The 21,405-nt window shown below is 63.5% G+C and carries 20 protein-coding genes; 14 read left to right on the top strand and 6 right to left on the bottom strand.

The window, feature by feature from the left end; genetic code table 11:
• Positions 1-33: 33 nt before the first annotated feature.
• The 7 genes from prmA (at position 34) to purD (ending at position 7,944) form a co-directional block, all read left to right on the top strand.
• Positions 34-912 (top strand): 50S ribosomal protein L11 methyltransferase, encoded by an 879-nt coding sequence (gene prmA, locus O9K64_RS08695; RefSeq protein WP_275097686.1) that lies wholly within the window; start codon positions 34-36, stop codon positions 910-912.
• Between the two features lie 16 nt (positions 913-928).
• Positions 929-2,062 carry a zinc-ribbon and DUF3426 domain-containing protein gene (locus tag O9K64_RS08690; protein ID WP_275097685.1) on the top strand — a complete coding sequence of 378 codons (1,134 nt, stop codon included), beginning with the start codon at positions 929-931 and terminating at the stop codon, positions 2,060-2,062.
• Between the two features lie 394 nt (positions 2,063-2,456).
• Complete coding sequence (gene dusB, locus O9K64_RS08685; protein ID WP_275097684.1) at positions 2,457-3,443, top strand: tRNA dihydrouridine synthase DusB; 987 nt, start codon at positions 2,457-2,459, stop codon at positions 3,441-3,443.
• Positions 3,440-3,736: a DNA-binding transcriptional regulator Fis gene (gene fis / locus O9K64_RS08680; protein ID WP_275097683.1), complete on the top strand. Its 297-nt coding sequence runs from the start codon at positions 3,440-3,442 to the stop codon at positions 3,734-3,736. Before dusB ends, fis begins: the two co-directional genes overlap by 4 nt.
• Positions 3,737-3,984: 248 nt before the next feature.
• On the top strand, positions 3,985-5,544 hold the full coding sequence (gene purH / locus O9K64_RS08675) for a bifunctional phosphoribosylaminoimidazolecarboxamide formyltransferase/IMP cyclohydrolase (protein ID WP_275097682.1): 1,560 nt from the start codon (positions 3,985-3,987) through the stop codon (positions 5,542-5,544).
• 214 nt (positions 5,545-5,758) lie between these two features.
• Positions 5,759-6,535, top strand: a complete 777-nt coding sequence (gene lpxA / locus O9K64_RS08670; RefSeq protein WP_275097681.1) for an acyl-ACP--UDP-N-acetylglucosamine O-acyltransferase — start codon at positions 5,759-5,761, stop codon at positions 6,533-6,535.
• A gap of 116 nt (positions 6,536-6,651) precedes the next feature.
• On the top strand, positions 6,652-7,944 hold the full coding sequence (purD, locus tag O9K64_RS08665; RefSeq protein WP_275097680.1) for a phosphoribosylamine--glycine ligase: 1,293 nt from the start codon (positions 6,652-6,654) through the stop codon (positions 7,942-7,944).
• Between the two features lie 177 nt (positions 7,945-8,121).
• Here the strand turns inward: purD and O9K64_RS08660 are convergent, their stop codons facing one another.
• Positions 8,122-9,105 (bottom strand): aminoglycoside phosphotransferase family protein, encoded by a 984-nt coding sequence (locus tag O9K64_RS08660; RefSeq protein ID WP_275097679.1) that lies wholly within the window; start codon positions 9,103-9,105, stop codon positions 8,122-8,124.
• Positions 9,106-9,371: 266 nt separating this feature from the next.
• On the opposite strand from O9K64_RS08660, the gene lptD reads away from it, so the two are divergent.
• Genes lptD through pdxA form a run of 3 tightly spaced genes read left to right on the top strand, consistent with a single transcriptional unit; the run spans position 9,372 to position 14,525 of the window.
• On the top strand, positions 9,372-12,185 hold the full coding sequence (gene lptD, locus O9K64_RS08655) for an LPS-assembly protein LptD (RefSeq protein WP_275097678.1): 2,814 nt from the start codon (positions 9,372-9,374) through the stop codon (positions 12,183-12,185).
• Between the two features lie 11 nt (positions 12,186-12,196).
• Positions 12,197-13,516 (top strand): peptidylprolyl isomerase, encoded by a 1,320-nt coding sequence (locus O9K64_RS08650; RefSeq protein WP_275097677.1) that lies wholly within the window; start codon positions 12,197-12,199, stop codon positions 13,514-13,516.
• 19 nt (positions 13,517-13,535) lie between these two features.
• The gene (pdxA, locus tag O9K64_RS08645; protein WP_275097676.1) at positions 13,536-14,525 is read left to right on the top strand and encodes a 4-hydroxythreonine-4-phosphate dehydrogenase PdxA; all 990 of its coding nucleotides are present in this window, start codon (positions 13,536-13,538) and stop codon (positions 14,523-14,525) included.
• 125 nt (positions 14,526-14,650) lie between these two features.
• Here the strand turns inward: pdxA and O9K64_RS08640 are convergent, their stop codons facing one another.
• Positions 14,651-15,004: a TusE/DsrC/DsvC family sulfur relay protein gene (locus O9K64_RS08640; RefSeq protein WP_275097675.1), complete on the bottom strand. Its 354-nt coding sequence runs from the start codon at positions 15,002-15,004 to the stop codon at positions 14,651-14,653.
• A gap of 179 nt (positions 15,005-15,183) precedes the next feature.
• Between O9K64_RS08640 and cysB the strand changes: the two genes are divergently transcribed.
• Together cysB and O9K64_RS08630 are read left to right on the top strand one after the other, a co-directional pair.
• Entirely contained in the window at positions 15,184-16,158 is a 975-nt protein-coding gene (gene cysB / locus O9K64_RS08635) for an HTH-type transcriptional regulator CysB (protein WP_275097674.1), read from the top strand.
• A gap of 235 nt (positions 16,159-16,393) precedes the next feature.
• The gene (locus O9K64_RS08630; protein WP_275097673.1) at positions 16,394-16,786 is read left to right on the top strand and encodes a hypothetical protein; all 393 of its coding nucleotides are present in this window, start codon (positions 16,394-16,396) and stop codon (positions 16,784-16,786) included.
• Positions 16,787-16,967: 181 nt separating this feature from the next.
• Here O9K64_RS08630 and O9K64_RS08625 read toward each other — a convergent pair whose 3' ends face one another.
• From O9K64_RS08625 to O9K64_RS08610, 4 genes are all read right to left on the bottom strand, one after another.
• On the bottom strand, positions 16,968-18,083 hold the full coding sequence (locus tag O9K64_RS08625) for a DegT/DnrJ/EryC1/StrS family aminotransferase (RefSeq protein WP_275097672.1): 1,116 nt from the start codon (positions 18,081-18,083) through the stop codon (positions 16,968-16,970).
• Positions 18,084-18,189: 106 nt separating this feature from the next.
• Complete coding sequence (locus O9K64_RS08620; RefSeq protein WP_275097671.1) at positions 18,190-19,137, bottom strand: Gfo/Idh/MocA family protein; 948 nt, start codon at positions 19,135-19,137, stop codon at positions 18,190-18,192.
• Positions 19,138-19,241: 104 nt separating this feature from the next.
• Positions 19,242-19,403, bottom strand: coding sequence for a hypothetical protein (locus O9K64_RS08615; protein WP_275097670.1), 162 nt, complete (start codon positions 19,401-19,403; stop codon positions 19,242-19,244).
• 195 nt (positions 19,404-19,598) lie between these two features.
• Positions 19,599-20,054 carry an ankyrin repeat domain-containing protein gene (locus tag O9K64_RS08610; RefSeq protein ID WP_275097669.1) on the bottom strand — a complete coding sequence of 152 codons (456 nt, stop codon included), beginning with the start codon at positions 20,052-20,054 and terminating at the stop codon, positions 19,599-19,601.
• A gap of 154 nt (positions 20,055-20,208) precedes the next feature.
• On the opposite strand from O9K64_RS08610, the gene apaG reads away from it, so the two are divergent.
• Together apaG and O9K64_RS08600 are read left to right on the top strand one after the other, a co-directional pair.
• The gene (apaG, locus tag O9K64_RS08605; RefSeq protein WP_275097668.1) at positions 20,209-20,592 is read left to right on the top strand and encodes a Co2+/Mg2+ efflux protein ApaG; all 384 of its coding nucleotides are present in this window, start codon (positions 20,209-20,211) and stop codon (positions 20,590-20,592) included.
• Between the two features lie 183 nt (positions 20,593-20,775).
• On the top strand, positions 20,776-21,405 hold the full coding sequence (locus O9K64_RS08600; RefSeq protein WP_275097667.1) for a DUF2238 domain-containing protein: 630 nt from the start codon (positions 20,776-20,778) through the stop codon (positions 21,403-21,405).

Here is a 21,405-nt window from a genome sequence, read left to right as displayed (position 1 = left end):
GCGGAGACCGGGGCCGGCCAACAGGAGCTGAACGTGCCCTGGATACAGGCCCATCTGACCACCAGCAAGGATCAGGCGCCGCTGATCGAGCTGCTGTTTGAACACCTCGGCGCCCTCTCCACCACCCTGGAGGACGCCGAGGATGAACCGTTGCTGGAACCCAAGCCGGGCGAACTCCCCCTCTGGAAGCTGACCCGGGTCACCGGCCTGTTTGCTGGCGACATCGACAGCGACGAGCTGCGCCAGCGCATCAACCAGACCCTCAAGCGCGACGTCACCCGCAGCCTCGCCCTTGAGGTGCTGGAGGACCAGGCGTGGGAGCGCGCCTGGCTGGACAACTTCCACGCCATGTCCTTCGGCCGGCGGCTGTGGATCTGCCCTCAGGGCCGGCACGTAGAGCAGGACGACGCCATCGTCGTCGAGCTGGATCCGGGACTCGCCTTCGGCACCGGCACCCACCCGACGACCGCCCTCTGCCTGCAGTGGCTGGACCGCACCCCGCTGGAGGGGCTGGAGCTGATCGACTTCGGCTGCGGCTCGGGGATTCTCGCGGTGGCGGCGCTGAAGCTGGGGGCGAAGCGGGTGTACGCCACCGACCACGACCCGCAGGCGATGCAGGCCACCGTCGCCAATGCAGAGAAGAACGGCGTACTGGAGCGGCTGCAGCCTTGTGACCCCGCCGATCTGCCTGGACACCCGGTGGACCTGGTGCTGGCCAACATCCTCGCCGGCACCCTGATCGAGTTGAAGGAACAGCTGACCCGACTGACCCGGCCGGGCGGCCGCATCATCCTCTCCGGGATTCTCAGCGAGCAGGCACAGATGGTCAGCGACGCCTATGCCGAGGCCTTCAGCATGCAGCCGCCGCGGCAACAGGAGGAGTGGGTGCTGCTGGAGGGAACCCGGAAATGAACAGGACCCGCTGACCGTGCATACCCAGTGCCCCCACTGCCAGACCCTGTTCCGCATCAGCACCGAGCAGTTGAAAGCGGCCGCCGGCAAGGCCCACTGCTGCCGTTGCGACCGGGTGTTCAGCGCCCTGGACAACCTGCGCGACCCACCCCCGGCGACGGCCTGGCCGGAGTCCCGCCTGATCGAGGAGTATCCTCCACAACAGAACCTGGAACTGCCGTTCGACAGCCCTGCGCAGCAGATCAGTCCCCGGGAGATGCACAGCAGTCTGACCGAGCTGCTGCAGACCCTGCAGATCAGCCCGGAGACACCCACGCAGGAACCGGAGCAGCCGGAGGCCGCCGAGGGACTGGCCAGGGATGACGAGCGCGACCCGTTCGAGCCGCTCTATCACTTCGACGATCCGGATATGGACAGTGTCCGGATCGGCCTCGACTCGCAGCTGCATGAAGCTATCGACCCACCTGTCGGGCCGCTCGCCGAACCGGATCGCGAGGCCGACTCCGCACGCGAGCCGGCAACGGCCAGTGAGGCGACGGTCGATTCCGACACCGAGCCCGGCTATGCGGCGGCTGCGCCCCGCCCCGCCCGGGTTCCGTTCGACATCCCCCCCGACCTGCCAGAGATCCAGCCGGCCGAGACCGAGCCGCTCTCTCTGGAGGAGCGCCTGAAGGATGCCGGCGGCCGCCGTCGCGGCACCCTCGGCTGGTCACTCGCCATCTTGCTGCTGTTGCTGGTGGCCCTCGGCCAGCTCGCCTGGTTCGGCCGCGATCACCTGTTGCGCTATCCCGCCGGCCGGGAGCTGCTGGAGAGCGCCTGCGGGCTGCTGCTCTGTCAGCTACCGCCCCGGCATGAACCGGAAAAACTGCACGTGGTCTCCCGCGCCATCACCACCCACCCGGACCGGGAGGGCGCGCTGAAGTTGATGCTCATCCTGCGCAATGACGCCGACTTCATCCAGCCCTGGCCGCAACTGGAACTGAGCCTGCTGGACCGCAACGGCGACCTGATCGCCCGGCGCCGGTTCAGCCCGGAGGAGTACCACGATACGCCCAGGGGTCTGCTGCAGCCGGGCATTCCCGAGACCATCAACCTGGAGCTGGAGGACCCGGGCGACCAGGTTGTGGGTTTCCAGTTCGACTTCTACTGAGCTCCCGAACCACGGATCCACACGGATAAACACAGGTGGATTACCCCCGGCCGGGCACATATATGCCCTCCCGCACAGCCAACCGCCAGCGGGTAACTCCCCTATACAAAATCCGTGTGTATCCGCGTTCATCCGTGGTACTTCATCAGCAGATTGTATGGGCACGCTTTGTGTGCCCACATGGATGCTAATTCTACTCCATTAGATTCTGGCGCCGTGCGGAGATCTTCAGGCTGGATGGAGTCCAAGACGCACCGTAAACCCTTTCATGCTGCGCATGAAAGTCCGGCCCACCTATCCATGGGTCGGCGCTTGTTCCTCCCGGCGGATCGTCGTAACATAGCCGCCTCTCTTCGCGGCCGCTCCAGAATCAACCGACCTGTATAGACAGACGATGCGCATCGGTCCTTATCAACTCGACAACAATCTGCTGGTCGCGCCGATGGCAGGGGTCACGGACCGGCCGTTCCGCCAGCTCTGCCGCCGCCTCGGCGCCGGCATGGCGGTCTCCGAGATGATCTCCTCCGACGCCTCGCTGCGCGGCACCCGCAAGACGGTGCGCCGGCTCGACTTCGCGGGTGAGCCGGGCCCGGTCTCGGTACAGATTGTCGGCGCCGATCCGCGAACCATGGCGGAGGCGGCGCGGATCAATGTCGGCCATGGCGCCCAGATCATCGACATCAACATGGGCTGCCCGGCCAAGAAGGTGTGCCGGGTGGCCGCCGGCTCGGCACTGCTGGTGGACCCGCCCCTGGTGGGACGCATTCTCGACGCCGTGGTGCGGGCGGTGGAGGCACCGGTCACCCTGAAGATCCGCACCGGCTGGGACCCGGACAACCGTAACGGCCTGGAGATCGCGCGCATCGCCGAGGCCAGCGGCATCCGGGCCCTGGCGGTGCACGGCCGCACCCGCGCCTGCGGCTTCTCCGGCAGCGCCGAGTACCATACCATCCGCGCGATCAAGCAGGCGGTGGTTATCCCGGTGATCGCCAATGGCGATATCGAATCGCCGGAAAAGGCAAAAAAGGTGCTGGAACTGACCGGCGCCGATGCTATCATGATTGGCCGGGCCGCCCAGGGACGGCCCTGGATATTCCGCGAGATCGACCACTATCTGATGACGGGGGAAAAACATTCCGCTCCCCAACCGGCATGGATTCGCGATATCCTATTGGAGCACGTGGGGAACCTGTACACATTTTACGGCGAGTTTCAGGGGGTGCGCATCGCACGCAAACATATCGCCTGGTACAGCAGAACCCAACCGGGAGGCGCGCTCTTCAGACAGCGCATAAACACAACCGACTCAACGGAAAAACAACAAGCCCTGATCGTGGAGTTTTTCGATCAGCTGGCCATAAATAAGGAGCGGGCAGCATGACGATGGAAGCCTTACTGGCACAAGAAGCCAACAAACCACATTTTCCCGTGGCCAAGAACAAGGCGACAGAACCCCTGCGAGAATGCGTCAGGGATGCCCTGGCCAGCTACTTCAAACAGCTGGATGGTCACAGTGCGGCCAATATCTACCAGATGGTGCTGGCCGAGGTGGAGCAACCGCTGCTGGAGACCGTCATGACCCACACCGAGGGCAACCAGACCCGTGCCGCCGAGATCCTCGGCATCAGTCGCAGCACCCTGCGCAAGAAGCTGGCGCTGTATGACTTGGACTAAGGCAATTTCTGTCAATGAACATCCCGGCTTGCTGGTCTTTTCGTCCCCCTGCGGTGTTGCCCCAGGCATCACATAGTCCGACTATGCTTCGCCTGGGGCGCCTTGCAGGGAAACAAAAATCCTACGCAATCCAGGATGTTCATTTCCGTCAATCGCCTAAGACAATCAACCGAATTCCCTAACGAACCCATAACGCGGCCGGCCGGCCGCGTTTCCATTAATCATCCAGCAGAAGCAGGTTCAGGATCATGACAGCAATCAGCCGAGCCCTCATCAGTGTCTCCGACAAGTCCGGTATCGTGGAGTTTGCCCAGGCACTTCATCAGCGCGGCGTGGAGATCCTCTCCACCGGCGGCACCGCCCGCCTGTTGGCGGAACAGCAGATCCCGGTCACCGAGGTCTCGGCCCATACCGGATTCCCCGAGATGATGGACGGCCGGGTCAAGACCCTGCACCCGAAGATCCATGGCGGCATCCTCGGCCGGCGCGGCATCGATGACGCGGTGATGGCCGACAACGGCATTGCGCCGATCGACATGATCGTGGTCAACCTCTACCCGTTCGAGGAGACCGTCGCCAACCCGGACTGCGACCTGCCCACGGCGATCGAGAACATCGACATCGGCGGCCCCACCATGCTGCGCGCAGCGGCCAAGAACCACAAAGACGTCACCGTGATCGTGGATGCCGGGGATTACCCCCGCGTGCTCCAGGAGATGGACAGCAACGAAGGCCGCGTCAGCGACGCCACCCGCTTCGACCTGGCGATAAAGACCTTCGAACACACCGCCAACTACGACGGCGCCATCGCCAACTACCTGGGCGCCCGGGTAAGCGGCGAGACCGCGACGTTCCCGCGCACCATCAACCTGCAGTATCGCCAGGTGCAGACCATGCGCTACGGGGAGAACCCGCACCAGCAGGCGGCCTTCTTCGTCGAGCGCGACCAGCCCGAGGCGTGCATCGCCACCGCCCGGCAGCTGCAGGGCAAGGAGCTCTCCTATAACAACATCGCCGACACCGACGCCGCCCTGGAGTGCGTCAAGCAGTTCTACGAGGCCCCGGCCTGCGTTATTGTCAAGCACGCCAACCCCTGCGGGGTCGCCTTCGGCAGCGATCTGACCGAGGCCTACGAGCGCGCCTTCAGCACCGATCCGGAGTCGGCGTTCGGCGGCATCATCGCCTTCAACCAGACCCTGGATGCGAAGACCGCGCAGGCCATCGTCGACAAGCAGTTTGTCGAGGTGATCATCGCCCCGGAAGTCACGGACGAGGCGGTGGCGATCGTCGCCGCCAAGAAGAACGTGCGCCTGCTGGCCTGCGGCGCCTGGGACCGCGAGTCCAGCCACCGCCTGGAGATGAAGCGGGTCAACGGCGGCCTGCTGGTGCAGGATGCCGATTTGCAGCTGTACAACCAGCTCCAGGTGGTGACCCGACGCCCCCCCAGCGAAGCGGAGATGGAGGCGCTGCTGTTCAGCTGGCGGGTGGCCAAGTTCGTCAAATCCAATGCCATCGTCTATTGCCGGGACGGCATGACCATCGGTGTCGGCGCCGGCCAGATGAGCCGGGTCAATTCGGCGCGTATCGCCGCCATCAAGGCCGAGCAGGCCGGACTGGCGGTAGCGGGATCGGTGATGGCGTCGGACGCCTTCTTCCCGTTCCGCGACGGCCTGGACAACGCCGCCGCCGCGGGCATCCGCGCGGTAATCCAGCCGGGCGGCTCGATGCGTGACGAGGAGGTGATCGCGGCGGCCGATGAACATGACATCGCCATGGTCTTCACCGGCATGCGCCACTTCCGCCACTAGGCCGACACAGTCGATCTCTCGCCAACACGCCAAGAAGGCACGGATACCATGCAGATGTCGCAGAGCAGTTTTCGGATAGGGCAATGGACTGCGGTCCATGCGGAATTCCCTGTTTTTAAAACTTTGCGACCTTCGCGTCCTGGCGTGAATAGTGCGCTCCAGGTCTTCCCCTGATGCGGTAGCCTCCAGAGGGCACCTCTACAAAGCAATCGTTATGAAGATTCATCCAACCGCCATCATCCACGAAAGCGCCCGCCTGCACGAATCCGTTGAGGTCGGGCCTTACTCAATCATCGAGGCGGATGTCGAGATCGGCGATGGCTGCACCATCGAGAGCGGTGTGCGCATTTTCAGCGGCACCCGCCTGGGCAAACACAACCGGGTGTGCCATGGCGCGGTGCTCGGCTGCGAACCGCAGGATCTGGGCTTTGTCCCGGAAAACAGCCGCCCGCTGCTGATCGGCGACCACAACCAGTTTCGCGAAGGGGTGAACATCAGCCGCGGAGTGAAGACCGAGGGCGGCACCCAGATCGGCGACCACAACTATTTCATGTGCGGCTTTCATGCCGGCCACGACTGCCGGCTCGGCAGTCACAACGTGTTCGGTCCCAACAGCACCGTGGCCGGCCACGTCGAACTGGGCGAGCGGATCTTCATCTCCGGCCTGGTGGCGATCCACCAGTTCTGCTTTATCGGCGACTACGCCATGATCGCCGGCTGCGCCAAGGTGGTGAAGGACATCCCGCCCTATGTCACCTGCGATGGCAATCCGGCCCGGGTGATCGGCCTCAATACGGTCGGGCTGCGGCGTGCCGGCATGCCGGCGGCGAACCGCGCCGCCATCAAGCAGACCTACAAGATCCTCTACCACGCCGGATTGAATACCAGCCAGGCGCTGGCACGACTGAAACTGGAAGCCCCCACCCCTGAAACCGACAACATCACCCGCTTCTTCGAGCGCAGCGACCGCGGCGTGACCACGCACCGCTGACTGATACATTTTCTTGCTTGGTGATCTGACTCAGCCGCACCCACGAAAAAGATGCGCCGCGAGTGACCGCAAATGAACACGAATAACTTAATTTGAAAAATGCAGGGCAAACGAACATGAACATCCTGATTATCGGCGGCGGCGGCCGCGAACATGCGCTGGCCTGGAAGGCCGCCCAGTCACCCCTGGCGGAGAAGATCTTCCTGGCACCGGGCAATGCCGGCACGGCGCTGGAGCCGGGCATGGAGAATGTGCCGATCGGGGTGGAGGAGATCGACGCCCTCGTGGCGTTCGCCCGGGATCACCGGGTTGGCCTGACCATCGTCGGCCCGGAGGTCCCGCTGGTTCTGGGCGTGGTGGACGCGTTCACGGCCGCCGGCCTGAACTGTTTCGGGCCCAGCCAGGGGGCGGCCCAGCTGGAGGGCTCCAAGGCCTTCACCAAGGACTTTCTGGCGCGCCACCGGATCCCCACCGCCGCCTACGGCAACTTCACCGACATCGACCCGGCGCTAGACTACCTGCACCGGGTGGGCGTACCGATCGTCATCAAGGCGGACGGCCTGGCGGCCGGCAAGGGGGTGATCATCGCCGCGGAGATGAGCGTCGCCGAGGCCACGGTGCGCGACATGCTCGCCGGCAACAGCTTCGGCGAGGCCGGGCACCGGGTGGTGATCGAGGAGTTTCTCACCGGCGAGGAGGCCAGCTTCATCGTCATGGTTGATGGCGAGCACATCCTGCCCATGGCCAGCTCCCAGGACCACAAGGCGCGGGACGACGGCGACCAGGGGCCGAATACCGGCGGCATGGGCGCCTACTCACCGGCCCCGGTGGTCACCACCGAGATGCATGAGCGGATCATGAACGAGGTGATCCGGCCGACGGTGGCGGGCATGGCGGCCGAGGGGCTGCCCTACACCGGCTTCCTCTATGCCGGGGTGATGATCAACGCCGACGGCGTGCCCAAGGTGCTGGAGTACAACTGCCGCTTCGGCGATCCCGAGACCCAGCCGATCATGTTGCGCATGAAGTCGGACCTGGTGGCCCACTGCCTGGCCGCCCTGGAGGGCCGGCTGGATCGGGAACGGGCCGAGTGGGACGCACGTGCCGCCCTCGGGGTGGTGCTGGCCGCCGGGGGCTACCCGGACCGCTATCGCAAGGGCGATGTGATCAGCGGCCTGCCGACCCGGCCGGTGGCAGGCGAGAAGGTGTTCCATGCCGGCACCGCGACACAGGACGGTACGGTGGTCACCGCCGGCGGGCGGGTGCTGTGCGCCACCGCCCTGGGCGACAGTGTCGCCGAGGCGCAGGCGCGCGCCTACACCCTGGTTCGGCAGATCAGCTGGGATAACGTCTACTACCGCAGCGACATCGGCTACCGCGCGGTGGCCCGGGAACAGGCGGGCGAATAAACCGCCTGCGGATCGTAGGGTGGATGAGCCCGAAGGGCGCATGCCATCCTCAGGTCCGTAAACGGTACATCCCTGTACCACTACGCATGTACCACTCATCACCATTACCGCCGGGTATGCGTCCCCACGCGGAGCGCGGGAACGAGAGTACCCTACAAGGTGCCTGGAGCGCCTGAATTACAGCCGGGGCAGCACCCGCCGTTCAATCAGCTCGCCCAACCCCGCCAGCTCCGGATAGCGGCTGGCCACCTCGACGATATAACCCAGGGTGCGCGGTATATCCGCCAGATAACCGGGCTTGCCGTCGCGGTGGTTGAGGCGGGCGAAGATTCCGCTCGCCTTCAGGTGCCGCTGCACCCCCATCAGGTCGAACCAGCGCAGGAACCGCGCTTCGTGGGACGGCTGCAACACCCCCGACTGCACCGCTAGCTGGAAATAACCCAGAGCCCACGCCTGCACCCGCGCCAGCGGCCAGGCGATGTAACAGTCCTTGAGCAGCGACACCAGGTCATAGGTGACCGGCCCCAGCACCGCGTCCTGAAAATCGAGGATACCCGGACTGGGGGATCCGCTCAGCAGCAGGTTGCGGCTGTGGTAATCCCGATGCACGCAGACCCGGGGCTGTTCCAGGGCACTCGCCACCAGCAGATCAAAGCAGGCGTCCAGCCGCGCCTGCTCGGCCGCATCCAGGTTCAGTTCCAGATGCCGGCCCAGCAGCCAGTCGGGAAACAGCGCCATCTCCCGCCGCAGCAGCGCCTCATCATAGGGCGGAAGCCCATCGCGCGGCCCCACCGACTGCAGCACCGCCAGGGCGGCCAGGGCATCACCATAAAGCCGGTCCGCGGTCGCCGCGTTCAGCCGGTCCAGGTAATGCACCGTACCGAGATCCTCCAGCAGGATAAATCCCTGCGCCGGATCGGCGGCATGGATCATCGGCACATGCAGACCGACCGCACCCAACTGCGCGGCGATATGCAGAAACGGCACACAATCCTCCTGCGCCGGCGGGGCATCCATGGCGATCCGGGTCGCCCCGTCGGCCAGGGTAAGACGAAAATAGCGCCGGAAGCTGGCATCGTCCGAGGCCGGCTCGATACGGAAATCCCGCAGACCAATCTGCTCGGTCAACCATTGGGTCAGGGCGTGTTCTCTCTTGGGCATCACCGGTTCCGTACTGCGGCAGGCCGGCCGTCCCCCCCGCCTGACGAGTATCACGGTAGGTTGAAAGCCGTTGCGGCCATTGAAGAAAAGGCGATTCTATGCGATTTTATGCGGTTCTTGCCACGGCTTCTCATATTCGGAGGCCGCAGCGACCGCCAGGGGAGCGGCGCCCAGGGGCAGTATAGGGCGGGAGTGGCCGATAGGCCCCCTGCCGATCCAGCCAAATCAGAAGAATTCAGAGAGTTGCCGTGCCCGGAAAAAGAAGGATGCTACCACTTGCCATCAGTGGATTGCTGTTGGTTCCTGCCGCTCAAGCCGCTCCAAAATGGGATTGTCACGCATCCAGCGATGGCGGCTGGGAGTGCTTCCAGGATGGCCTACTGGTCCCTCCCGAACCGGTAGTGATCGAACGGCCCAGCGACAGGCCACCCACTACCAGCGGTAGTAGCGTGATGCAACCCGCTCAAGGGGGCGTCACCACCCAACCCCTGGAAGAGCCCCAGACACCCGGGGCGGTGGCGATCACACCGATGACGCCTGGCGGGGACGCCGAACAGGCCACGCAGGAGGAACAACCCACCTCCGGAACAGCCGCAGCGACGGAAGCCACGACGACCCCGCCCATGCAAGACAACGTCACCGAGGCGCCTGCGGCTCCGGTCGAGGTTGCGCCCGCGGTCATCACCACCAGTGAAACTGCCGCGTCGAATGATAACCAGGCGATGGAGCAGGCAGCCGAGGCTCCCGCGCCATCCACCCAGGCAGAGACGAATACTACCGCCAGCACGACACCCGTCATCCGTCCGCAAGCGCCGACCGCCGAGACACCCCCGGCCACGCCATCGGCGCCAGTGGTAGCTCGGCGCCCTGAAGCAACAATGACAGTCGCTTCATCACCTGCGGACGTAGCGCGGATCGACCGCGGCCTGGACTGGAGTCAGTGCGCCGCCGAGCGCCCCCCCCGGCGCCTGGCCACCCCGCAGATAACAGACACCAGCACCCGGATCGAGGCCGACGCGGCCGATCTCTACCGCAGTGAAGACCGTGCGGAATTCTCCGGCAATGTCCAGGTCGAACAGGGCAACGAACGCCTGGAGGCGGACCACGTCACTTACCTGAAAGGGAGCAATACCCTGGACGCCGAGGGCAACGTCTACCTGGAGCAGCCAGGGCTGCGAGTCACCGGCAGTGAAATGCACTACAACCTGAATACCCAGCAGGGCAGTGCGGAACAGGCCGAATTCCGCCTCACCGATCCGCTGGCGCGGGGCAATGCCGGCACGGCGGAGATATTGAATCCGGATCAGTCCCGCTATAGCGATGTCCGCTACACCACCTGCCCACCGGGAAACAGCGACTGGCAGGTAGAGGCCGAGGAGATCGAGATCGATCAGGCCAGCGGCGTGGGCGTGGCGCGCCACGCGAAACTGCGCTTCAAGGGGGTGCCCTTCATCTACCTCCCCTACGCCACCTTCCCGATCGATGACCGGAGAAAATCGGGTTTCCTGCCACCCTCCATCGGCAGCTCGGAGAACAGCGGCGCGGACGCCTCCATCCCCTACTATTTCAATATCGCCCCCAATCTGGATGCCACCTTCACCCCGCGCATCATGGGCAAGCGCGGCATCCTGCTGGGGGGTGAATTCCGCTATCTGACCGAGCACAACAAGGGCGAGGTTCGCGCCGAACTGCTGCCGAGCGACAGTGAACGGGGGCCGGGAGAGAACAGTACCCGTGGCGCGCTCAATATGCTGCTGAACGGCACGCCGGCGCCGCGCTGGAGCTATGACATCAATCTCAATTACGTCTCCGATAACGATTATCTCGAGGACCTGGGCACCAGTCTGGCCGCCACCAGCGCGCAACACCAGGAACGGCGCGGGGATATTCAATACTTTGGCGATGGCTGGAGTTTCCTCGGCCGCGTCCAACAGTTCCAGACCATCGACGATGCCATCGCCCTCAACGACCGTCCCTACAGCCGCCTGCCCCAACTGCTGCTCAACCTGGAGAAACCGGACCAGGCGATGGGTCTGACCTACCACCTGCGCAGCGAGTATGTCCACTTCGGCCACAGCTCGGACAGCAAGGTGAAGGGTGAGCGCTTCGATATGCAACCCGGGATCAGCCTGCCGCTACGCCGCCCCTGGGGCTTCACGACGCCCAAGCTGAGCCTGCGCCATACCCGCTACAGCCTGGAGAACCAGACCCCCGGGGCGAGTGACAACCCGAGCCGCACCCTGCCGACTCTGAGCCTGGACAGCGGACTCTACTTCGACCGCGGCGGCCGCTGGTTCGGCAACGCCATCACCCATACCCTGGAGCCGCGCCTGTTCTATCTCTACACGCCGAAGGAGGATCAGGGAGATCTCCCGGACTTCGACACCGGCGCGCTGGACTTCAGCTTTGCCAACCTGTTCCGTGAGAACCGCTTCAGCGGTGTCGACAAGGTGGGCGACGCCAACCAGCTCACCACCGCCCTAACCACCCGCGGGCTGAGCAGCGCCAGCGGTGAGGAACTCTTCCGCGCCAGTATCGGTCAGATCTTCTATTTCAGGGACCGGGAGGTACAGCTAAACAGCAGCGGCGCGGTGACCCAGGAGGACAGCTCATCGATCGTGGCCGAGGTGGCCACCCGGCTGAGCCGGGAGTGGCGCATGCAGGCGGGGCTGCAGTGGAACCCGCACGCCAGTGGCAACGAAACGGAAAAGGGGGCCTTCGGCGTTCACTACCTGGACGAGCGACGGCGCATCCTCAACCTGACTTACCGCTATACCAACGGCTCCATCGAGCAGACCGACCTGTCGGCACGCTGGCCGATCACCCACCGGTTGCATGCGGTCGGGCGCTGGAACTATTCGCTGCTGCATGAGACGAGCATGGAGACCTTTGCCGGGGTCGAGTACGAGAGCTGCTGCTGGGTCAGCCGTTTTGTCGTCCGCGACTACCGCACCGATGCCGATGGCGAAGGTAACCTCGCGCTGTTCCTGCAGTTGGAGCTGAAGGGACTCACCAGCCTCGGCGACAAGATTGATCAATTCCTGGAACGCGGTATCCTGGGCTATCACACAGACAACTGATTGACACATTCATGACCATTGGAAAGACCCTGTTAAACAACCTGGGGGCCCTGCTCCTGGGCGTGGCCCTCCTGTATGGACCAGCCACCTTCGCCCTCAGCCAGCCGATCGAACCGGTGGACGAGATCATCGCTGTGGTCGACGATGACATCGTCGTTCGCAGTGAACTGGACAGCGAGATCATGAAGATCGTCGCGCAACTGCGCCAGCAGGGACAGCGTCTGCCTCCCCAGGCGATTATTGAAAAACAGGTACTGGGAAGGTTAATCCTAAAGAAACTGCAGCTGGCCGCCGCCGCGCGGGCCGGCATCAATGTCAGTGAAGACATTGTCGCCCAGGCGATCAACAACATCGCCCGGAACAACAAACTGAGTCTGTCCGAATTCCGCCGCACCCTGGAGGAGGGCGGCATCAGTTTCCGCAGCTTCCGCCAGAACATCAAGGAAGAGATCACCCTGCAGCAGCTGCTGGACCAGGAGGTGCGCCGGCGCATCCGGGTCACCGACCAGGAGGTGGAGACCTATATCGCACGCCAGGCCGGCAGCCTGGGCGAGCGCTCCGCCTACCAGCTGCAGCATATCCTGATCGCCACCCCGGAGGCCGCCTCACCGGAGCAGATGGAGAGTGCGCGCCGACAGGCGGAGTCGCTGGTCGAATCGCTGCGCGCCGGCGCCGACTTCACCGATGTCGCGATCACCAAATCGGATGGCCGGCAGGCACTGGAAGGGGGCGATCTGGGTTGGCGGCCGGCCAACCAGCTGCCCACCATCTTCGTCGACCTGGTGATCAATATGGAGCGGGGGGAGATCAGTGACCCGATCCGCACCGCCAGCGGATATCACATCATCAAACTGAATGACTATCAGGGCGGTGAGCGCAATATCGTCACCCAGAGCCATGTCCGGCATATCCTGATCAGCACCAATGAGGTCACCTCCAACAAGGACGCCCGCACCCGTCTGGAGCAGTTGCGCCTGCGCATCCAGGGCGGCGACGACTTTTCCGCCCTGGCCCGCTCCCACTCGGACGACAAATCCTCCGCCATCAAGGGCGGCGATCTGGGCTGGGTCACCCCCGGCGCACTGCTGCCGCGGTTTGATGAGGAGATTGCCAAGCTGGCCCCCGGCGAGCTGACCCAACCGTTCCGCACCGATTTCGGCTGGCACCTGGCCCAGCTGCTGGAGCGGCGGGAACACGACAGCACCAGCGAGGTGCAGAAGGCGGAAGCCAGGAAGGCGATCAGCACTCGCAAGACATCCGAGGAGGGTGAACTCTATCTGCGTCGTCTCAAGGACGAGGCGTTCATCGACATCCGCCTCGGCGACTCCTGAGAGGGAAGCAGGATTGGGCATGCCGCTCCCACCTCTCGCCTTCACCCCGGGTGAACCCGCCGGCATCGGTCCCGACCTGTGCGTGCAACTTGCCCAGGAGACGCGGGAGTATCCGCTGGTGGCCGTCTGCTCGGCGCAGTTGCTGACGGAGCGGGCGGCCCGGCTCTCCCTCCCGCTCCACATCCGCCACTATGATCCCGCCCAACCGGCCGCACAGGCCGCCGGCAGCCTCAGTGTGGTTTCGGTGGACCTGGTCGAACCGGTCAGACCCGGCCTCCTGGAACCGGCCAATGCCGCTTATGTGCTGGAGACCCTGACCCAGGCAACGCGGGGCTGCCTGGCCAACCGCTTCAGCGCCCTGGTGACCGGCCCGATCCACAAGGGGGTGATCAACGACGCCGGCATCCCGTTCTCCGGCCATACCGAGTTTCTCGCCCGGCTGACCGATGCCTTCCCGGTGATGATGCTGGCCTGCCCCGGCCTGCGGGTGGCCCTGGCCACCACCCATCTGCCGCTCAAGGATGTCAGCGCCGCCATCACCCAGGCCTCCCTGGAACGCGTGCTCAGGATCCTGCACGGCGACCTGACCCGGCGCTTTGCCCTGCCCGACCCCGTGATCCTGGTCTGTGGACTCAATCCGCATGCCGGTGAAGGCGGGCATCTCGGCATGGAGGAGATCGACACCATCATTCCGGTCCTGGAGCGGCTGCGCCGCGAGGGTATGCATCTGGAGGGGCCACTGCCCGCGGATACCCTGTTTACCCCCCGGCACCTGAAACGGGCGGACGCGGTGCTGGCCATGTATCACGATCAAGGGCTGCCGGTACTGAAACACCTGGGTTTCGGCAATGCGGTGAACATCACTCTCGGCCTGCCGATCATCCGCACCTCGGTGGATCACGGTACCGCCCTCGATCTCGCCGGCAGCGGCCAGGCCGACATCGGCAGCCTGCACGCGGCCATAGTAGCGGCGCATCGGCTGGCAACGGCTGGAAAAAACGCTTCTTGATGGACAAAAAAACGCCCGGACGAACCGGGCAAAGGGAGGTATAACACGATGAAAGGGCGAGCCCTTAATACTGATACCGCCTTTCAGCGGTGCTGACCGGCCGGACCGGACAGAAAATTCTGGACTTAACTCAAATAGGTCCTGGCCTCTTCGCCCGGATTGGGCAGACCGGCGATGCGCCAGACCTGGAGGCAGCCGCCGAAAAGCGTCTTTACCTCGCTCCTTGAAAGCTCGCTGCTGCGGCATATCCGGCGCATGGGGGGGATGGCACCCAGCCGTAGAAAGCGGTCGCGCACGAAACGGATCACCCGCCAGTGGGCTGCCTGCAGGGGCGCGATGCCTTCCAACTCGGCAAGCCGCTCCGCCACCCGATCATCCCAATCCGCCACATCGCACAGGAAGCCATCCTCATCAAAACCGAGACTGGCCAATACGGGGCCGTTTCTTGCGGATTCATCTACTCTCTGTACTGCGCTCATTGAAAAGCTCCCTACAATGTAAATAGTCGCGGCGCGCATCCGGCTATTCCATCAACACGGAGCATGCTTGCATGAGACTATAGCGCGGCGCGACAATACATCAAAATAACTTTTCCGTCTATAGAAATAGTTGATTGTTATAGCGGTAATAAGAATCATTATATATATTGGGTCGTATCATGAAATTACAACAGCTCCGCTTTCTTCTGGCAGTCGCCCAGAATGATCTGAACATCACCGCAGCGGCCGAGCGCCTGTTCACTTCCCAGCCCGGCGTGAGCAAGCAGATCCGCCTGCTGGAAGAGGAGCTCGGTGTCACCATTTTCGAGCGTACCGGCCGCCAGCTGACCGGCATCACCGATGCCGGCACGGCGATCATCAGCCGTGCCGAGGCGGTGCTCAGGGAAGTGGACTCGATCCGCGATGTGGCTAGCGAATTCAGCGATCCGCGCGCCGGAAGCCTCTCCATTGCCACCACCCACACCCAGGCCCGCTACGTCCTGCCACCCGTGATCAAGGCGTTTCGCGCACGCTATCCCGCGGTCGACCTGCAGATGCACCAGGGCAACCCGGAACAGATTTCCGAGATGGCGGCCGGTGGCGCGGTAGATTTCGCCATCGCCACCGAGGCAACGGTGGACTTCGGCAACCTCATCATGATGCCCTGCTATCACTGGAACCGGACCATCATCACCCCCTGCGACCATCCGTTGCGGGAGGTTCACCCCTTGACCCTGGAGGCGGTGGCGGAGTACCCCATCGTCACCTACGTGTTCGGCTTTACCGGCCGTTCCCAGCTCGACAAGGCGTTTCGCCGTCACGACCTGGAGCCGAATGTGGTGTTCACGGCGACCGATGCCGATGTGATCAAAACCTATGTCAGACTGGGCCTCGGCATCGGCATCCTGGCCAAGATGGCCTACAGCCCTGATCAGGACAAGGATCTGTGCTCCCTCGATGCCACTCACCTGTTTCCCCCGAGCACCACCCGGCTCGGCTTCAGGCCGGGCCTGTTCCTGCGGGCATACCATTACGATTTCATCCAACTGTTTGCCTCGCACCTGACCCGGGAGCTGGTGGACCATGCCCTCGAGGCGGCCTCCGAGCAGGAGCGAAACGCCCTTTTCAGCGACCTGGTGCTACAGGAGTATTAGTCCCGCAACGGGGGCTATGGCCCGGCCCTCCAACGGGGTTCCGGAGGCAAAAACACAAGCCCAAAATTGCGCTAAAACTTCGTATCGGAAACTATTGTCGAACGCCTGATTTTAAAATAAGATCAGGCCGATTCCGCTCCTGCAGGCCCTGCATGACGCGGAGGTTTTTATCGCTATTCAGGCAGTTCTCCTCTGCGTTCCGCCTGGGAAAAAGGTTCAATGTTGCGGGGTAAAAATGAGCAAAAAGAATTATTGGCACGGTTTTCTTGAGGCTGGTACTAAAAGCTCACCGGTACTGCGCGATCTGAGCCTGGAAACGGGCAATGCCAATACCGTCTACCTCTATTCCCTGAACCGCAACAAGATCCTCGAATTCCAGGTGGGCATAGTCGAGCCCAAGCTGCGTGAGCTCACCAAGGATGAATCCTACCTGGTCAGCCTGCTCAATGCCGGTTATACCAAGGCGAAAAAGGAGTTCTCACCGCGTGCCTCCATGCGCCTGAAACAGGTGGAACTGACCCCCCAGCCCAGTACCGCAAAGGTGGAGTCGGAGGCGGAACTGGATGAGATCGAAGATCCGGGTCTGGAGGATGATCTGGATATCGATTTGGAGCTGGATGACGACTAAGGGCTCCGAAACCCGATCACAGGGCTCCCCATTGGCGCCGTCATCGGCGTGCGAGCCTGGATGGATCGGGGCGCATGGTCGGCCCTAGGGGCGGGATTGCATGCGTGAGCACCAGGATGTTGGCGTTTGTTCCTCACCCCAACGGACCATCCACCGGCCGCTCGATGCGGCCGGCAGCGTTTCAGATCCCGGCTACCCGGTCACAGACATAGTCGACCTGCGTCTCGGTCATGGCCGGGAAGATCGGTAACGACAGGGTCTCGCCACACAGGCGATCCACGACCGGCAGATCCCCGGGGCGATAGCCGAGCCCGGCATAGATCCGCTGCAGATGCAGCCCCAGGGGATAGCACTGGCTGTTGCCTATCCGGTGCTCATTCAGGTGTGCCCGCAGTGCATCCCGGCGGGGATGGCGGATGGTATAGAGATTGAACGCATGGCGCCCCCGGGCGGGGCGTAGCGGCGTCACCAGATCGAGTCCGGCAAGCCGCGCGTCATACCAGTCGGCCACCTGGGTGCGGGCGGCGATATCCTGCTCCAGCTTCTCCAGCTTGATCCGCAACAGGGCGGCCTGCACCTCATCCAGGCGGCTGTTATAGCCCAGTTCATCATGGGTAAAGGGTGCGCTGGCACCGTGATTGCGCAGTTTCAGCAGACGCTCCCGGGTCACCTCGTCGCTGGTACTGATCAGCCCGCCATCACCGTAGCAGCCCAGCACCTTGGTGGGATAGAAACTGAAACAGCCGCTGTCCCCCAGACTGCCCACGATGGACTCGCCGGCATGCGCGCCAAACGCCTGGGCACCATCTTCAATGACCTTCAGACCATGCTGCCGGGCCAGCTGGTTCAGCCGCTCCATATCCGCCGGGTTACCAAAAATATGCACCGGCAGGATCGCCCGGGTCCGCTCATTGATCCGGGCCGCCACGCTCTCGGGGTCGAGATTGAAACTCGCCTCGTCGATGTCGGCAAAAACCGGGGTCGCCCCGACGATGGAGATCGCCTCGGCGGTGGCGAAAAAGGTGAAGGGCGAGGTGATCACCTCATCCCCCGGACCGATATCCAGGGCGCGCAGCGAAAGCACCAGGGCGTCGGTCCCGTTGGCGACCGCCACGGCGAACTCGCTGCCGATATACGCCGCCGCCTCCTGCTCGAAGGCCCGCACATGGGGGCCGAGGATAAAGGCGCCGCCGGCGCCGATCGATTCGATGCGGCTGAACCACTCTGCCTGCAGGGAATGGAACTCCTGCTGCAGGCTGAGGTAGGGCACACCCTCGGGGGCTGTCTGTTGTGTCATTGTCGTTTCCGAAGCTGATTAAAGTGAATGGTTCCCGCCACGTCGCCGGCCCGATGCGATACAGGTCACCGGACCCCGGGGCGGCGGGGAGTGGATGAGAGACCGACTACGCCCCGAGACGCCCCATGATCTCGGCCTTGACCCGCATGGCCACGTCCAGCGCCTCAAGGCCTACCTGTCCGTCCACCAGCGGAGGCTCGCCGGAGATCACACTGGCGACGAAGGCCGCCAGCTCGGCATCCAGGGGTTTGACCGGCTCGATGGCCAGGCTCTCCATCACCACTTCGGGCCAGGCCTCGCCGGGTCGCGGCTTGGGATAGGCGGTCTCGATGCGCTGGTCGATAAAATCGAGCGACTCGTAGCGGTTCTCCTCAAACACCCGGATCCGCCGCATACGCTTTTCCGAGACCCGGCTGGCGATCACATTGGCCACCGTGCCGTTGGCAAATTCCAGGCGGGCATTGGCTATATCCACATGCGACGTGAGCACCGGCGTGCCCACCGCCGAGATGGCAATGATCTCCGACTTCACCAGCGAGAGGATGATATCGATATCGTGAATCATCAGGTCCGAGACCACGTCCACGTCGGTGGCGCGCTCGACGAAGCCGCCCATGCGGTGGGCCTCGATAAAACGCGGCCGGCGGATGCGCTCCGCCAGCGCCATGACCCCGGCATTGAAACGCTCGAGATGGCCGATCTGCAGAATGACGCCCGCGGCCTCGGCCAGTCGGACGATTTCCCGGCCTGCCTCGACCGTGGAGGCGATCGGCTTCTCCAGCAGCATGTGTACCCCGGCCTCAAGGAAGGGCCTGGCCTCATCCAGGTGGGCCGTGGTGGGCACCACGATACTGACCGCATCGACCTTTCCCAGCAGGTCGCTGCTGCTGCCGAAGGCGGTGCAACCGCACTCCTCGGCCACCCGGGCGGCGGTTTGCGGATCGATATCGACCACACCGACCAGCTCCACATTTTCCATTCGGGAATAGATCAGGGCGTGAAACCGCCCCAGATAGCCGACGCCGACGACCCCCACACGCAATTTTTTACTCATTGACCACCCGGATTCAGTTCAGGACTGTTCGCATAACGCCGCGAACCTGAAAAACCGGCTGATTTTAAACCATCTGGCCGGGAGTGGCACCTTCAGGAGGGCAATCAGCCCCGCGGATTGCTATAGGAGTGACTCTGATCAACTGCCGCCGGCCGATCCAGCAAGTGGAAATGGATCGACAGGGTCGCCAGCAGCGCCGCCCCGACCAGGGAATAGAGGAGAAGAAGAACATCCGGCTTGCGCCGGGGGTGTTGGGCTCTGAACACGCTACACCTCCTCCCGCATCACGGCTGCCAACCAGGGAGTGGAATCACCCGGGAGTAGAATCATAGGGATCGTGGGATATTCTGCTGCAAACGCGCCGTCGTGAAATTGACTCACTTCACATCGTCCGGCAATCACATCGGCGTCTGCGCAAAAATGCCAACCCACCCGCAAACACCGCCACTCCGGCGGCCGGCTCATTGGTCGGCCGCCTCGGTTGCGCCCGCTTCCTCCAGCAGCCTGATCACCGCCGGGTGCCTGCCCAGATTGGCCCGCTGCAAGGCACCGACGCCCACCTTGTTCTTGAGATTGACATCCGCACCGGCCTGGATCAGCGCCTCCACGGCCGCCGCATGGCCAAAGGCGGCGGCATCCATCAGGGCACTGTTGCCGACCCCATCCACGGCGTTCACATCGGCCCCGGCGGCCAATAACGCCCGCAGGGTACGGGCATTGCCATTGAATGCCGCCAGCACCAGCGCGGGACGGCCGGCGCCGTTCCGGGCATTGGCATCGGCACCCTGCGCCAACAGCGCCATCACCTGTCGCTCCTGTCCAAGACCGGCCGCCGACAGCAGCAATTGATTGGCATCGGCCGCCCACGCCGCCACACACCCCAGCCACAGCAGCAGGAATAATGATCGCTTGTTCATCCGCAGCATCCTATAGTCAACAGCGCACATCAGAGAATCTCTCAACTATCTAATTGAGCGACCGGACAACCAATATCTGAAGCTGTCATAATATCCACGAGTCTGTCGTTTCAGATAAAATCCCGTCCATTGGTAAAACGAGTCACACCTGTCCATGAGCAAATCAGCACGCAACAGCATTGAGGTGAAGGTACGCACCGCCTATGTCGAGGGAGAGTCCAATCCGGCAGAGGATCGCTATGTGTTCGCCTATACCATCACGATCCGCAATACCGGGGGGGCCGGCGCCCGACTGATAAGTCGCCACTGGCTCATTACCGACGCCAATGGCGACGTACAGGAGGTATTCGGCGAAGGCGTGGTGGGACAGCAGCCGTTTCTGCGCCCGGGTGAGGATTTCGTCTACAGCAGCGGCACGGCACTGCCGACCCCGGTGGGAACCATGCAGGGCAGCTACCAGATGCAGTCCGAGTCGGGCGAGCATTTTGACGCCCCCATCGCCCCTTTCTCCCTGGCGCTGCCGCGAATCCTGCACTAAGGCGATTTCTGTCAATGAACATCCCGGCTTACTGGTCGTTTCGTCCCCCTGCGGCGTTGCCCCAGGCATCGCATAGTCCGAACAGGCTGCGTCTGGGGCGCCTTGCAGGGAAACTAAAATCCTACGCAATCCGGGATATTCATTTCCGGCAATCGTCTAACGCTCATACCCCGGATTGAATGCATGAAGCGAACCGTCACCAAGGAACCGGCCGTGTTACTGCTGCTGGTCACCCTGTCGCTGCTGCTCAGTGCGATTGATCCGGTAGCCGACCGGCTCACCTGGTTCCTGGAGACCGCGCCGGTGATGCTGGGCCTGGTGCTGGCGACCTGGAGCAGACCCGTGTTCCCGCTGACCCCGCTGCTCTACCGGCTACTGGCCCTGCACGCCATAATCCTGATCATTGGCGGTTACTACACCTATGCCGAGGTCCCGCTGTTCAACTGGCTGCGCGACAGCCTGGATCTGTCACGCAACCACTATGACCGGATTGGCCATCTGGCCCAGGGGTTCATCCCGGCCATACTGGCGCGGGAGATACTGCTGCGCCGCTCGCCGCTGGCCCCGGGTGGCTGGCTGCTGCTCACGGTGACCAGCATCTGCCTTGCATTCTCCGCCTTTTATGAAATGATCGAGTGGTGGACCGCCCTGATCAGCGAGGAGGCCTCGGCGGCCTTTCTCGGCACCCAGGGCGACGTCTGGGATACCCAATGGGACATGTTCCTGGCACTGATCGGTGCACTGCTCTCCCAACTGCTGCTGGGCGGCGTGCACGACCGACAACTGACAACACTTCAGCGAGATGGATTCTAA

The sequence above is a fragment of the Sedimenticola hydrogenitrophicus genome (assembly GCF_029017505.1).
Taxonomy (GTDB): domain Bacteria; phylum Pseudomonadota; class Gammaproteobacteria; order Chromatiales; family Chromatiaceae; genus Sedimenticola; species Sedimenticola hydrogenitrophicus_A.
This window is presented reverse-complemented; position numbering and strand designations above follow the sequence as displayed.

Excerpts from the sequence above, each read along its gene's own strand:
- dusB (WP_275097684.1), top strand. The coding sequence starts at position 2,457 with ATGCGCATCGGTCCTTATCAACTCGACAACAATCTGCTGGTCGCGCCG.
- fis (WP_275097683.1), top strand. The coding sequence starts at position 3,440 with ATGACGATGGAAGCCTTACTGGCACAAGAAGCCAACAAACCACATTTT.
- purH (WP_275097682.1), top strand. The coding sequence starts at position 3,985 with ATGACAGCAATCAGCCGAGCCCTCATCAGTGTCTCCGACAAGTCCGGT.
- lpxA (WP_275097681.1), top strand. The coding sequence starts at position 5,759 with ATGAAGATTCATCCAACCGCCATCATCCACGAAAGCGCCCGCCTGCAC.
- purD (WP_275097680.1), top strand. The coding sequence starts at position 6,652 with ATGAACATCCTGATTATCGGCGGCGGCGGCCGCGAACATGCGCTGGCC.
- O9K64_RS08660 (WP_275097679.1), bottom strand. The coding sequence starts at position 9,105 with ATGCCCAAGAGAGAACACGCCCTGACCCAATGGTTGACCGAGCAGATT.
- lptD (WP_275097678.1), top strand. The coding sequence starts at position 9,372 with ATGCTACCACTTGCCATCAGTGGATTGCTGTTGGTTCCTGCCGCTCAA.
- O9K64_RS08650 (WP_275097677.1), top strand. The coding sequence starts at position 12,197 with ATGACCATTGGAAAGACCCTGTTAAACAACCTGGGGGCCCTGCTCCTG.
- pdxA (WP_275097676.1), top strand. The coding sequence starts at position 13,536 with ATGCCGCTCCCACCTCTCGCCTTCACCCCGGGTGAACCCGCCGGCATC.
- O9K64_RS08640 (WP_275097675.1), bottom strand. The coding sequence starts at position 15,004 with ATGAGCGCAGTACAGAGAGTAGATGAATCCGCAAGAAACGGCCCCGTA.
- cysB (WP_275097674.1), top strand. The coding sequence starts at position 15,184 with ATGAAATTACAACAGCTCCGCTTTCTTCTGGCAGTCGCCCAGAATGAT.
- O9K64_RS08630 (WP_275097673.1), top strand. The coding sequence starts at position 16,394 with ATGAGCAAAAAGAATTATTGGCACGGTTTTCTTGAGGCTGGTACTAAA.
- O9K64_RS08625 (WP_275097672.1), bottom strand. The coding sequence starts at position 18,083 with ATGACACAACAGACAGCCCCCGAGGGTGTGCCCTACCTCAGCCTGCAG.
- O9K64_RS08620 (WP_275097671.1), bottom strand. The coding sequence starts at position 19,137 with ATGAGTAAAAAATTGCGTGTGGGGGTCGTCGGCGTCGGCTATCTGGGG.
- O9K64_RS08610 (WP_275097669.1), bottom strand. The coding sequence starts at position 20,054 with ATGAACAAGCGATCATTATTCCTGCTGCTGTGGCTGGGGTGTGTGGCG.
- apaG (WP_275097668.1), top strand. The coding sequence starts at position 20,209 with ATGAGCAAATCAGCACGCAACAGCATTGAGGTGAAGGTACGCACCGCC.
- O9K64_RS08600 (WP_275097667.1), top strand. The coding sequence starts at position 20,776 with ATGAAGCGAACCGTCACCAAGGAACCGGCCGTGTTACTGCTGCTGGTC.